The organism is Achromobacter sp. ES-001 (genome assembly GCF_019448355.1).
In the GTDB taxonomy this organism is placed as follows: Bacteria; Pseudomonadota; Gammaproteobacteria; order Burkholderiales; family Burkholderiaceae_B; genus Achromobacter; species Achromobacter spanius_B.
In genome coordinates, this window is the sequence record NZ_CP079940.1 from 5,857,937 (window position 1) to 5,870,313 (window position 12,377).

10 protein-coding genes are annotated in these 12,377 nt (G+C 66.3%); 4 read left to right on the plus strand and 6 right to left on the minus strand.

Annotated elements, in window-relative coordinates; genetic code table 11:
• Positions 1–86: 86 nt before the first annotated feature.
• The 3 genes from KYT87_RS26460 to KYT87_RS26470 form a co-directional block, all read right to left on the minus strand.
• Complete coding sequence (locus tag KYT87_RS26460) at positions 87–650, minus strand: ureidoglycolate lyase (protein ID WP_046803331.1); 564 nt, start codon at positions 648–650, stop codon at positions 87–89.
• Complete coding sequence (locus KYT87_RS26465; RefSeq protein ID WP_046803330.1) at positions 647–886, minus strand: Arm DNA-binding domain-containing protein; 240 nt, start codon at positions 884–886, stop codon at positions 647–649. The genes KYT87_RS26460 and KYT87_RS26465 overlap by 4 nt, the downstream gene beginning before the upstream one ends.
• Positions 887–1,038: 152 nt before the next feature.
• Complete coding sequence (locus tag KYT87_RS26470; protein ID WP_046803329.1) at positions 1,039–1,557, minus strand: Hcp family type VI secretion system effector; 519 nt, start codon at positions 1,555–1,557, stop codon at positions 1,039–1,041.
• 379 nt (positions 1,558–1,936) lie between these two features.
• Between KYT87_RS26470 and KYT87_RS26475 the strand changes: the two genes are divergently transcribed.
• The 3 genes from KYT87_RS26475 (at position 1,937) to KYT87_RS26485 (ending at position 8,628) form a co-directional block, all read left to right on the plus strand.
• Positions 1,937–2,317, plus strand: a complete 381-nt coding sequence (locus KYT87_RS26475; RefSeq protein WP_120157092.1) for a cupin domain-containing protein — start codon at positions 1,937–1,939, stop codon at positions 2,315–2,317.
• 246 nt (positions 2,318–2,563) lie between these two features.
• Positions 2,564–5,746: a WG repeat-containing protein gene (locus tag KYT87_RS26480; RefSeq protein ID WP_219991251.1), complete on the plus strand. Its 3,183-nt coding sequence runs from the start codon at positions 2,564–2,566 to the stop codon at positions 5,744–5,746.
• A 2-nt stretch (positions 5,747–5,748) separates the two neighbouring features.
• Complete coding sequence (locus KYT87_RS26485; protein WP_219991252.1) at positions 5,749–8,628, plus strand: WG repeat-containing protein; 2,880 nt, start codon at positions 5,749–5,751, stop codon at positions 8,626–8,628.
• Between the two features lie 156 nt (positions 8,629–8,784).
• Here the strand turns inward: KYT87_RS26485 and KYT87_RS26490 are convergent, their stop codons facing one another.
• Positions 8,785–9,657: an oxaloacetate decarboxylase gene (locus KYT87_RS26490; protein WP_219991253.1), complete on the minus strand. Its 873-nt coding sequence runs from the start codon at positions 9,655–9,657 to the stop codon at positions 8,785–8,787.
• A gap of 101 nt (positions 9,658–9,758) precedes the next feature.
• On the opposite strand from KYT87_RS26490, the gene KYT87_RS26495 reads away from it, so the two are divergent.
• Positions 9,759–10,640, plus strand: a complete 882-nt coding sequence (locus KYT87_RS26495; protein WP_046803325.1) for a LysR family transcriptional regulator — start codon at positions 9,759–9,761, stop codon at positions 10,638–10,640.
• Between the two features lie 111 nt (positions 10,641–10,751).
• Here the strand turns inward: KYT87_RS26495 and KYT87_RS26500 are convergent, their stop codons facing one another.
• Positions 10,752–11,567 (minus strand): siderophore-interacting protein, encoded by an 816-nt coding sequence (locus tag KYT87_RS26500; RefSeq protein ID WP_219991254.1) that lies wholly within the window; start codon positions 11,565–11,567, stop codon positions 10,752–10,754.
• A gap of 30 nt (positions 11,568–11,597) precedes the next feature.
• Positions 11,598–12,314: a PadR family transcriptional regulator gene (locus KYT87_RS26505; RefSeq protein WP_185975413.1), complete on the minus strand. Its 717-nt coding sequence runs from the start codon at positions 12,312–12,314 to the stop codon at positions 11,598–11,600.
• Positions 12,315–12,377 lie beyond the last annotated feature (63 nt).

The following is a 12,377-nucleotide window of genomic DNA, read 5'->3' on the forward strand; positions in this document are numbered from 1 at the left end:
GTCGGGCCGCGTCAGGTCGGGCCACGTCAGCCGGGCCGCGTCAGGCCGGGCCGCGCAGGCCGGGCGGGCCGGCCGACCGTCAGCGCTCAGGCATCCACGGCCTGCTCGCGTTCCGCCACGTCTTCAAGCTGATGCGTGGCAATTGCCACGATGGCGCTTTCGGTCGCGCGGGCATCGGTGCTCAGGTGCTGGATCAGGTCCAGCGTAGTGGACCGGCGCGTCAGCATCAGGCAGGTCACCTCGGCATCGACCACGCGGGTTGCATGCCAGCAGCCCGGCCGCATGCAAATGCCCTGCCCTTGCGGCACAAGAAAGGCGGCCAGCGTCGTCAGGTCGGGGCTGCCGTCGGCATTGCTGCTGGCCACCACCTGGATGATCGTGCCGGTCAGCGGCACGATGGCCTGTTGCGTCAGCAGGTGCTTTTCCAGGCTGGCGATGTCGGTCGCGCGGCTTCGGTAATTTACCCACAGCACTTCGGCGTCGCCGCCCGCGCCCGTGTTGAAGACATGTTCCTGCCAGAAGTCCGTGGCGGCGTTCGAGAACAGCGGCACCCCGTTGCCGTCCGGAATCGGCTTGCCCAGCATCCAGCCATAAGGCGTGAACGCTTGCGGCGTCAGGTCATTGACTTCCAACTGCGTGTTGCTTGTCATGCGGAACCCTGTGTTGGCTTGGGCGGCGTGCCGCGTTTGGGAAATTCAGCGGCGTAATCGAAATTGCCGCGCGCGATGGCTTCGATGATCGCGGCGCGCCGGTCGGCGGCGCGTTTCAGGTTGGCGGCCGTGGGCTTGACGCGGATGCGTTCCACGCAATGCCGGCCGTCGTAGTAGAAGCCGATCTCGATGGACGATTCCGACGCGGGCCGGACGCCCTCGAACCCCTGGCTCATCGCCTTTCCCGTGATGGTTGCTGTTGGGCCACATGATAAACGCTACGCGATGACCAAAAAAAGGCGCAGCGCGCCTTCAGTGAAACCAAGCCGCGATGACGCACCGGTGCGCCGATGCGCCGGTGCGCCGACGCGCCATCGCGGCGACCTGCTTAGCTTTCCAGCGGTTTGCGCCAGTCGTCCGACGCTTCGGTGCCGGCAATTTCGTGCGTCCACGTGATCTTGCGGTACGCCATGGCTACCTTGATCAACTGCGTGAAGTCCGATTTGCTGGGGTCTTGCGCGTGCGGCAGCACACTCGTGATGTCCACGATGGTGGCGTCTTCCAGCGCCGTCGTGAAGAAGTGTTCCTGCTTGCCGTCGATGGACGTGCGATACCACTTCACTTCAACTTCGGGCAGCATTTCGCCCGAGGCCAGCGCGTGATACAGCAAGGGCGTGGCCTTGTTCAGCGCGCTGGTGAAGATGAACGGCTTGTGCACGCGCTGGCCCGAAGGCTGGCCGCTTTGCGGGTCGGTCGGGGTGTTGACGCGGTGTTCGATTTCCTGGACCAGGATCTGGTCTTCGTGGCCTTCGACGTACACGTTGCCGACCGAATCCGCGGTGAAGGCGCCTTCGGTGATGTTGCCCTGGGTTTTGCCGGAAATGCTGATATAGGCGGGAGTAGGCATGTCGATTCCTAAGTCGTCGTAGTGGGTGGCCATGGTGGCCGGATGCCTCCCGAAGGAGGCGCTACGTAGGGCTAATGCAACATCCATGCCAAGGCGTGAATTAAAAAACTATTCGCAATGGAATCAAAGACTTGGGATGAATTTGCGATAAGTACGACGCGCCGCTTCCCCCTTGTTGCCCGTGGTTTCTCGGCTTTTCCGGGGCGATACGGGCCAGAACTGGCTCGCCAGAAAATAAAGGCTTATAGATCAACGCGTTGCAGCGGGTCAGATTTGGCCTGATCGAGCCAGATCTGGCCCAGCTGGGTACCATGGCCGATCAACGCTGTTTTGCACTACCTTGTCTTCCTGCCCCGCCCCGCTACCAAGGACGCCCCACATGACTACCAATTTGTCATCGCATTACGTCTTGCTGGATGCCGCCGGCACCGCGACAACCGTGAACGGCGGCGACGCGTTCTGGTCGCAGTCGCCTGACGAGCTGGACCGTTTCGGCCGTGGCTGGCTGGTGTCGGAATACACCTTCACCAAGGACTGGCCGCAATGGGAGATGCACCCCGAAGCCGACGAGATCGTCCGCCTGATGGCGGGCGCGGCCGAGCTGCATCTGGAATGGCCCACCGGCGTGCAAGTGGTAAAGATGCTGGCCGACGATGCCTATGTCATACCGAAGGGCGCCTGGCATACCGTCAAGGTGATGGAACCCTGTCGCATGTTGCACATCACCATGGGCGCGGGCACACAGCACCGGCCGGTCTAGCGCACAACCCTACAACCGGGAAATCAAGGCCAAGGCGAACCGCCGCCGACACGGCACCGACTTGCCACCGAATGGCCATGGGATTGCCACCCGTTAACGCTTCGTTTTCTATCGTTACATTTACCCCTTCATTGCCTGCTACTGCTGGTTACAGTGCTGCCTTCGCATATTTTGGCAAGGCACCCCGACCATGTGGCACGTCCGGCTTGGCTTCCCCTTTTTCGCGGCGCTTGTCCGCGCCTTCGCATGATGCGCGCCGCGATCAAGCCGCTGGCCCTGGCCCTGGCCTTGGCCCTGCCGACACTGCCCGTGACCGCGCGCGCGGAGTCCTGGCTGGACCAGTGCACCACCTCTTACTACGGACAGGGCTCGGACCCGGTCTGCCATCAGCCTTTCAGCGAAGGGCTGGCGGCCGTGCTGACGGGATCGCGCAGCGACGAGGCCGGCGCCTGGGGCTATATCGACAAGCAAGGACGCATGGCCATCGCGCCTGCCTATCGGTACGTCATGCCGTTCCAGAACGGCGTGGCTGCCGCCAGCCAAGGCGAACTGTGGGGCTATATCGACACGAAGGGCCAGTGGGTTATCAAGCCGCGCTATACCAACGCCACGGGGTTCAATGCCGAAGGCACCGCGCTGGTTGAAGAAGACGAGCGGGACGTCCTGATCGACCGTCAGGGCAAGGTCGTCAAGACCTTTCCACTGGGCACGCGCACATGGGGTTTCATGCCCGGCCAGAAGCTGGCATCGATAGAAATGCCCACGCCGCCGCGCCTGATCAACACCACGACGGGCGCGGCCGCCGAGCTGCCCGAAGGCGTGATGATGCTGGCCGCGCCGTCGGCCGGTTACCTGCCCGCGCAGGTACGAGGGTCGCGCTATTCCGGGTGGTGGGGCCTGCTGGACGCGCAGGGCCGCTGGGCCGTGACGCCGCAGGTACTGCGTTCGCGCGAAGCACCCATGCGCGACGGCGACGTCGTAGCCGTACGCCGCGATGAAAAGTGGACGTTCGTGAACCCGCGCGGTGAAGCCATTTCGTCCGCCGCCTACGAACGCGTGCAATGGCTCGCGCCCGGCGTGTGGCTGGTGGCCACGGAAGACGGCAAGTCGACGTTGCTGGACGGCCGCCTCAAGCCGACGCATGCGTTCACCACGTCGTACATGGGTGTGCAGCAGCGCGATGGCTGGCGCTATCTGTCCGACGCATCGACCACGCTGTTGATCAGCCCCGCCGGAACGATGCAGAAGCTGGCGATACGCGACGGCCGCGTCGACATCGTGCAAGGCCGCGCGTGGGTCTATGGCATGCCGGCCGCTGGCGTGCCGCGCGCGGATGGCGCCGGCGGCGCCGCAGCGGGCGACGCAGCAGCAAGCGACGCCGCAAAGGAAGCCGCGCCGGTTGCCGTGGAAGCCTCGGACGGTAACGTCGATATCGCGGCCGACGCAGTAGCGGTGGATGCGGCGGACAATGCGGCCGCCGCTGCGGCAGGAGCCTCCGACGCGTCCAAGCCCGGCGCGGACGCGGTGGCGGCGGTCGGTACCGCGGCGGTCGACACCGCGGCGGTCGGCACCGCGGCGGTCGATACCACCGCAGCCGACACCGCCACCGTCGTCACCGACGTCGCGGAAACCGTTGGCGCGGATCAAGCCGCGGCCGGGGCCGAAGTGGCCGACACCATCAGCTCGGACGACGCCGCCTCGTACTCGGCTACGGTCGCCAGCGCCGATGGGTCGCTGGTGCAGGTCTACGCGGCCGACGGTAAACCTTTGCTGGATTCAGACACTGCCCAGCGCCTGCGCGGCTATGACGTCAGCGAGTTTTCACCTCGCAAGACCGCCCCGCGCACGCCGGGCAACGCGACCATGCCGCTGGCGCTGCTGCGCGCCCTCAACGGCGACCGGCCGCTGGCCATCCTGACCGCCACCGGCAAGATCGTGTCGAACCCGCAATGGGAAAACATCGACACCTATAACGTGACGATGCCGCTGGTGGTGCGCGCCAAGGGCGACAAGGTGGGCGCCATCGACGGCCAGGGCAAATGGGCGGTGCCCCCGGAATACAGCGAATTGCGGCCGTTCAACGGCCCCTACACCTGGGCACGCACGCCCGACATGCTGCGCCGCGACGCCATCCTGATCGATGCGCAGGGCAAACCCACGCGCGTGCCGGACGAGGTGGGTGCGGCAGCCTCCGACCTGGACGGCGATCTGCTGGTCTACCGCGCGGCCGACGATAACCGCGAGCGCCGTTGGGGCCTGTGGAACGTGCGCTTGAACGCGCCCGCCCTGAAGCCCGACTACGAACGCATCGAGGAATTCGACGACGACTGGGTCCGCGTCCAGGACAAGGACCGATGGGGCGTCGTCAACCGCCAGGGCCAGTGGGTCGTGCCGGCCAAGCACGACAGTGCCTACGGCATGGAATATCTGGGCAACGGCGTCATGCTGGTGAGCGAACCCGAAGGCAAGGGCCTGGCCGGCCGCTACGGCGACAGCCCGTACCGCATGGTCAACCTGCGCACCGGCAAGCACAGCGACATCATCTACGGCAAGCCCGACAAGCTGGCCGAAGGCCGCTACATCGGTCAACTGGCCGACGGCAGCGCCGTGCTGTTTGACGCGCAAGGCCGTGCCACCAAGATTTCCGACGGCCGTCCCGAAAGCAAAGAGCAGCACGGTGAATGGCTGATCGTGCGCCAGGACGAACGCGAAGGCGCCATCGACGCGCGCGGCAACCTGCAAGTGCCCGCGCTGTATGGCGAATTCAACCCCTTCTTCGTGCAGCCCGAGGGCCTGGCGCGCGTCAACCAGGGGTCCGGCTATCGCGTCATCGACCAGCAGGGCAAGACCGTGCTGGAAAAGCGCGGCGACGGCTTCCCGCTGGCGTCCATGCGGCGCGTGCTGTTCACCGACGACAGCTCGTCCACCACGGTGTTGACGGACCTGCAAGGCCGCGAAGTGGCGCGCCTGTCCGGCCGCTATCCGGTGGAATACCGCCACGCCAGCGAAGGCGTGGTGCCGTACAGCGAGAACTACGGCAAGTACGGCTTCCTGGACGCGGCGGGCAAGCGCGTCGTGGGCGCGCACTTCAGCGTGCTGGGCCCGTTGAAACACGGCCTGGCACGGGCGCAACGCCTGGACCGCACCGGCAAGCTGTATGGGTTCATCGACCTGAGCGGCCGCTACGCCATCCCGCCCGCCTACAACTGGGCGCAAGACTTCCAGGACGAACGCGCGATGGTGTTTCACGACCACCTGGTCGAATTCATCGACCCACGCGGCAAGACCACCACCACCTTTGGGGTGTTGTGCGACCAGATCGTGATTTTTGACGCGGAAGAAAACCAGAGCTGGCCGCGCGAAGCCCTGACCTGCTCCGATGCCAAGCGCATCGATCCCCCCGCCCTAGACTCCGCCAAAGCAGAATGACCATGACGTCACGCGTGATCCGCACCACCCGTATCGCCTGCGCGCTGGCCGCGCTGGGCGCATCCCTGTCCGCGCAGGCGCAGACGGGCCATGTGTTCTGCGTCGACGAAGCCCGCGCGCGCAACGACGCCGCCGTCGACGACATTTCCAATCACACGCCCTACACCAACGGCTGCATCCGCAATATGGCGGACGGACGCGCTGCCGTGCTGCTGCCGTCGGCGCTGGAACCCATGCGCCGCGTGCCGTCGGACGAGTCCTTGCGCCGCCATGCCTGGGGCTTTCTGGACCAGAACGGCCGTCTGGCGATCCGCCCGATTTTTGAATCCGTGCGCGACTTCCGCCACGGCCTGGCCGCCGTAAAGTGGCAAGGCAAATGGGGCTTCATCAACCCGCAAGGCCGCATGGCCGTGGCGCCGCGCTACGACAGCGTGGGCGACTTTGCCCAAATCGGCCTGGCCGTGGCCACGCTGGACGGCCGGCACCTGTTCATCAACCGCCAGGGCGAACCGGTCGGCGATCCGCTGGACGCCGGCATCGACAGCCTGGAGCTGGCTGACGGCCTGCCCGCGCGCGCGGCCGTGGCCTTCAAGCCGGAATACCGCTCGCCCACCGGCGAACGCCGCTTCGCCGCGCCCGGCGTGGCGGTCAAGCAAGCCTATGGCCCGGACCTGTACATCGCCACTGACGGCGAGTATCGCCAGGGCCTGGTGGACCGCGATTGGAACTGGGTGGTCGAGCCCGTGTACCACGACATTTCCACCGACCGCGACGGCAGGCTGGCGGTGGCCGATGGCCCCGACGGCGTGGTGCTGCTGGGTACGGACGGCAAGGTGATCGGCGCGGACCAGCACTACGAATCGATGGGCCCCGTGGGGCGCAAATTCTGGAGCGCGCAGCTGGCCGGTCGCAAGGGCTATGCGCTGCTGGACGCCGCCGGCCAGCTGGTCGCCACCCTGACCTCGGAGCAAGCGCATGCCTCGCAGCGCTTTCACGACACGATCGTGTACCCCTCGGGCGAGACGCTCATGGCGCTGGTGCCCGGCCAGGACAAGCCGCTGACGCTGGGCGCGGGCCTGACGCCCAGCATCAATGAAGAAGGCTTCGTGCTGTTCAGAGGCGAGACGGGCGTGGGCCTGCTGACGCCCAAGGGCGCGTGGCTGCACGGCGAATCGGCGCCCGCATGGCTGGCGGATGCCGGCGACATGGAAGTCCGCCAGGGCCGCCTGTGGATCAAGAGCCAGGAACGCGCGCTGCTCAATATCGTGGACGCCGACGGACACGCGTTACTCAAGCCCGAAGCCGTCGAAGCCACGCGGAACATGGAATTGAAGGCACTGTCCGTCAACGTGCCGGGCGCGCCGTTGGGCATGCTGGGCCAGTCGCATTGCCAGTGCGGCCCGGCAGGCGCCGGCTTGCTGCTGGCCGACGGCAGCCTCGTCACCGATGCCGCGTGGACGAGCCTGACACCGCTGGACGCAGACGACGAGCGGGGCGGCGATGCGCCGCTCTTGGACGAGGCCCTCAAGGCAGATCAACTGCGCTACGCCGCGACCACCGCGGACGGCATCCGTCTGCTGGACGCGCAGGGGCGCGTGATGGACCTGCCGCCCCAGCAACACATCGGCGCCTTCAACAACGGCTACGCGCTGGTGTACGCCAAGGGCGTGAACAAGATGATCGATCGCGCGGGCAAGCAGTACGACCTGCCCGCCGGCGTGTTCGATTCACAGGTGGTGGCGCCGGGCGTCATGCGCTATGTGAAGACCGCCAGCGCCGATGCTCCGTGGGGCCTGTACGACTTTGTGGCGGGCAAGGAATTGGCCGCGCCGGCGTTCCAGGAGATCGGCGTGTTCCAGCACGGACAGGCCGGCGCGTCGCTGGGCGCGGGCCGCGTGGGCGTGATCGACCTGCAAGGCAAGTGGATCGTGCCCGCGCGTCATCATGGCGTCGAGCGCGTCAACGACAAGCTGTGGAAGGTGATGCAGGCCGGCGGCCAGGACGAGGACTACGCCCGTCCCGTTGCGCTGTTCAACGACCAGGGCCGCGCGCTGACGCCCTTTATCAGCCGGCTGCAAATCGGCCGTGCGCAAGACGGCAGCGTGACGGCCGACAGCGATCAGCGCCGCTGGGTTTTTTCAGCAGATGGCACCCATGCGCTGGACCTGGAAGACGCGCTGTACACCCGGCTTGGCGACTGGCTGGAAATTCGCCGCGCGCCCCGCTATGGCTATCTGAACGATCAAGGCCAATGGCAGATCGCGCCTCGCGCCGGCGTCACGTCGATCTTCCAGGGCGCGCCCGCGCGCGCGCTGGCCGCCGATGACAGCGGCACCCGGCTGATCGATACAGCGGGCAAGACGGTGGCGACACTGCCCGCCGGCGAATGGGATTGGCCGCAAGGCTCGCCGCTTTTGCTGCGGCACTACGAGGTCAATGGCCGGTTGCGCACCGACTATGTCGAACCCGGCGGCAAGACGCGGTTGACGGCCGAAGGCGCAACGTCCGCGTTTTCGGAAGGCCAGGCGGTGTCGCTGCTGTCCACGCGGGCGATGCGTGCGCTGGACGCCAAGGGCGCGCTTACCGGCCCGGCATTCAACGCGTTGGGCACGCTGCGGGACGGCCTGGCCCCGGCCCTGGCCGATATGAACTTCGGCTTTGTCGACCGCCACGGCGAATTCGTGATCGCGCCCGACTACAGCGCGGTGACGCCGTTCCTGAACCAGCGCGCGGTGGTGTCCACGACCGAGGCGTCGGAAATCATCGACCCGGCCGGCCGCGCGCTGGCCCGCGTGCAGATGGTGTGCGGCGTGCGCACGCTGTACGGCAGCGCGGGGCAACGCTTGTGGCCGAACACGATGCCGGCGCGCTGCGACCGGTAGACCGGACCGTTAGACCGTTAGACCGTTAGACCGTTAGACCGTTAGACCGTTAGACCGTTAGACCGTTAGACCGTTAGACCGTTAGACCGTTAGACCGTTAGGGCTAGAGCACCACGCCTTGGCCCGCAGGCGGTTGGCGGCGCGGGCGTTGGACGCTTACTGTGCGTCCAACGCCAGATAACGCGCGGTCTGCACGATGGCCTCGCGTTCCTTGAAGCTGGTCAGGCGATCGGCCAGCGCGCTGCTGTCGCCCGTTTGCTTGATGGCCGCCAGCGTGGCCTGCATGGCGTGGATGGCCGCGCGTTGCAAGTCCGACGGAATGATGGCCAGGCGATAGCCCATCGCCGCCAGATCGGGCAACGGCACCAGCGGCGTCTTGCCACCGTAGAACATGTTGATGAGCTTCAAGCCGGGCAGGCGGTCGGCAATGGCGCGGATCTGCTCCAGCGTTTCGGGCGCTTCCACGAAGATCATGTCAGCCCCGGCTTTCAGGTAGCGCTCGGCGCGCGCGATCGCGGCATCAAACCCTTCCACCGCGATGGCGTCCGTGCGCGCAATCACCAGCGTGTCGGCGTCGCTCAAGGTCTGCCGGGCAATGTGCACCTTGCGGCACATCTCGTCGGCGTCCACCAGGCTTTTGTCGTCCAGGTGCCCGCAACGCTTGGGAAACGACTGGTCTTCGATATGAAACGCGGCCACGCCCGCGCGCTCCATGATGCGCACGGTGCGCTCCACATTCGCGGACCCGCCAAAGCCGGTGTCCGCGTCCGCCACCACCGGCAGCCCACTGGCGTCGACGATCTTTTCCACGCGGTCCATCACTTCTGTAAAGCTCAGCAGGCCGATGTCCGGATATCCCGCCGCGCGGGCGATGGCGCCCCCGCTGGCATACACGGCGCCAAAGCCCGCCGCGGCGACGAGGCGCGCCGAGAGTCCGTCGTAGGCGCCGGGCGCAACCACGATGTCGTGGGCCAGTTGCTGGCGCAGCAGGGCGCCGGGTGTCAGGCAGGGGGTCGCGGAGCGCGTCATGGAAGTCCTTGATCGGTGGGGCAATGTCCGCATGATCGGCCTGCGCGAATAGAATGTCCAATATATGGAATGTTGATAATCAGTACATAAAAGGTATCGATATGGAATTGCGTCATCTGCGTTATTTCGTGGTGACGGCCGAGGCGCAGCACTTCACCCGCGCCGCTGAAATACTGGGCATGGCGCAGCCGCCGTTAAGCCAGCAGATCCGCCAGCTGGAACACGAGGTCGGCACGCCGCTGTTTGACCGCACGGGGCGCGGCGTGGTGTTGAACGACGCGGGTCGCGCCTTTCTTACCTGTGCGCAAGACATTCTGCGGCGCACCGACGCGGCGGTGCAGACGGCCCAACGCGCCGCGCGGGGCGAGGTCGGGGAATTGGCCTTGGGGTTTACCGAGTCGGCGTCGTTCAACGGTGTGGTGACGGAAGTAATACGCCAGTATCGCCAGCGCTATCCCGACGTGGACATGACGCTGTCGCAAGGCGATAGCGAAACGCTGGTGGCGCAGCTGCGCGAAGGCGCGATCGATGCCGCGTTCGTGAGGCCGCCGTTTGCGCTTGATGGTGGGCTTGCGTTCACGCAGCTGACCGAAGAACCGCTGGTGGTGGCCTTGCCATTGGGGCATGCGCTGGCGCGCCGCAAGCGGCTGGCGCCGAAGGATCTGGCGCAGGAACGCTTCATCCTGTATTCGCGCAAATCGGGCTATGGGCTTAGCGCGGACATCATGGCGGCGTGCCGCCAGCATGGCTTGAATCCGTTGATTGGCCAACGCGCGCCGCAGCTGTCATCGGCGGTGAATTTGGTGGCGGCGGGCATGGGCGTGGCGGTGGTGCCGGCATCGTTGCGCCACCTGCGCCCGGACGGCGTGGTGTATCGCCCCTTTGCCCTGGACTGGCCGCGCGCGGTGCTGGGGCTGGCGGTGCGTGAAGACCGGCCAGGAGGACGCGTGGAGAACCTGCTGCGTCTGGCGCGCGAGGCGTAAGGGACGATGCCGGGCGTCGGATGCGTAACACCCGATGCGTGATGCCCGATACCTTAAGGGAAGGCGTCGTGGCGGCGACGCTAGCGCGCCCGCCCCCGCGCCACGCAGCAATCAGTCTTCGTGCGACTCGTGCACCGCGACCGCGCCACGCTTCCAATAACTCGCGGCACGGATGCGGGATTTGTCGATGGCGTGTTGCGACACCATGATCTCGCGCACGGCCTTGGCCACGGCGGACTCGGCGGCCACCCATACATAGCCCTCGCCCGCCGGCAACGTCAGTTCGCGCGCCGCTTGCAATAGCAGCGTGCTGTATCCCGCCGGCGTGCCGTTGCGGTGCAGCCACCGCACAGACGTTTTCGCGGCCGAGGCCAACGGCATTTCGTTATCGGGCGACGGCACTTCGATCAACACGATCGCTTCGGCGCCGGCCGGCAGTTCTTCCAGGCGGCGGGCGATGGCGGGCAGCGCGGTTTCGTCGCCAATCAGCACATGCCAGTCGAACCCCTTGGGCACCACGAACGACCCACGCGGGCCGCCGATACCCAGCTGCTGTCCGGGCTGCGCCTGTGCCGCCCAGGTGCACGCCGGCCCATCGCCGTGCAACACGAATTCAATCTCCAGCTCGCGGCGCGCGGCGTCGAAACGGCGCGGCGTGTAATCCCGCGCGGCGGGCTTGGGCGCGCCTTCGGGAAACTTCACGCCATCGGGCCCCACGCTGGGCAAGGCAGGCGCTTGCGTCGGATCGGCCGGAAAGAACAGTTTGACGTGGTCGTCGAATGACGCCGAGACAAAGTCTTGCAGGTCATCGCCGGTGAACGTGACGCGGGCCAACAGACCGGCCACGGGTTCGACGCGCACGACGGTCAGGACGCGCATTTTCAAGGTGTGGCGCACGCGCTCCACGGTCAGGTCGCTACGGTTCATCAACACTCCAGATTCGGGAAAAGGACAAGATCAAGCACAGGGCTTGCCGTTGATCTCGTCGGTGGCGCGCGCCAGGATGGCGGCGATGCGGCGTTGCTCGGCGGGCGAGGCATCGGTGCGCTCCATCAGCGCGCGGCGCATCGCGTGGCGCGCCTCTACAAATTCCGGCACCCAACCGGTGCGCGCGTCCTCGCCTTCCGGGCCCACGCTGCGCGGCTCGCCGCTCCAGGCCTGGCGCATCCAATCCATTTTTTTGGCGATGTGCTTGAAGCGGTTGAACATCAGCGCGACGCGCTCACGGTTGGCATCCAGATGCGCCTTGCCGGCGTCCGCCAGGTGGTAGCGCTTCTTCGCCCCGTCTTGCTCGACGGTGGCGTAGCCCAGCTCTTCCAGATAGGTCAGCGCCGGGTAGACCATGCCGGGGCTGGGCGTGTAGAAGCCGTTGCTCAGCGCGCCGAACGCCTTGATCAGTTCGTAGCCGTGGCTGGGATTTTCTTCAAGCAGGCCCAGCAGCATCAGTTGCAGATCGTCGGCCGAAACGCGGCGGCCGCGTGTGAAACCACGGCCATCGCCGCCGAACCCATCGGCGTCGCCCCGCCCGTCATCTGGCGGGCCGGAAAACCAATCGCCGCGCGAGGCGGCGTGGTGCGAGGGGTGGTGGTGGGGATGGTGGTGGTGCTTGGGATGGTGATGATGGCGGCGGTGATGGCCACCGTTGTCGGGTGTCTGAAAGTCGGGATGGCGCATGGAATGCCTCTTACTATGTATCTTAAGATATAGATCTTACGATACATCCGAGAAATCCCCGCC

Coding starts and splice junctions, on each gene's coding strand:
- KYT87_RS26460 (WP_046803331.1), bottom strand. CDS start 650: ATGACAAGCAACACGCAGTTGGAAGTCAATGACCTGACGCCGCAAGCG.
- KYT87_RS26465 (WP_046803330.1), bottom strand. CDS start 886: ATGAGCCAGGGGTTCGAGGGCGTCCGGCCCGCGTCGGAATCGTCCATC.
- KYT87_RS26470 (WP_046803329.1), bottom strand. CDS start 1,557: ATGCCTACTCCCGCCTATATCAGCATTTCCGGCAAAACCCAGGGCAAC.
- KYT87_RS26475 (WP_120157092.1), top strand. CDS start 1,937: ATGACTACCAATTTGTCATCGCATTACGTCTTGCTGGATGCCGCCGGC.
- KYT87_RS26480 (WP_219991251.1), top strand. CDS start 2,564: ATGATGCGCGCCGCGATCAAGCCGCTGGCCCTGGCCCTGGCCTTGGCC.
- KYT87_RS26485 (WP_219991252.1), top strand. CDS start 5,749: ATGACGTCACGCGTGATCCGCACCACCCGTATCGCCTGCGCGCTGGCC.
- KYT87_RS26490 (WP_219991253.1), bottom strand. CDS start 9,657: ATGACGCGCTCCGCGACCCCCTGCCTGACACCCGGCGCCCTGCTGCGC.
- KYT87_RS26495 (WP_046803325.1), top strand. CDS start 9,759: ATGGAATTGCGTCATCTGCGTTATTTCGTGGTGACGGCCGAGGCGCAG.
- KYT87_RS26500 (WP_219991254.1), bottom strand. CDS start 11,567: ATGAACCGTAGCGACCTGACCGTGGAGCGCGTGCGCCACACCTTGAAA.
- KYT87_RS26505 (WP_185975413.1), bottom strand. CDS start 12,314: ATGCGCCATCCCGACTTTCAGACACCCGACAACGGTGGCCATCACCGC.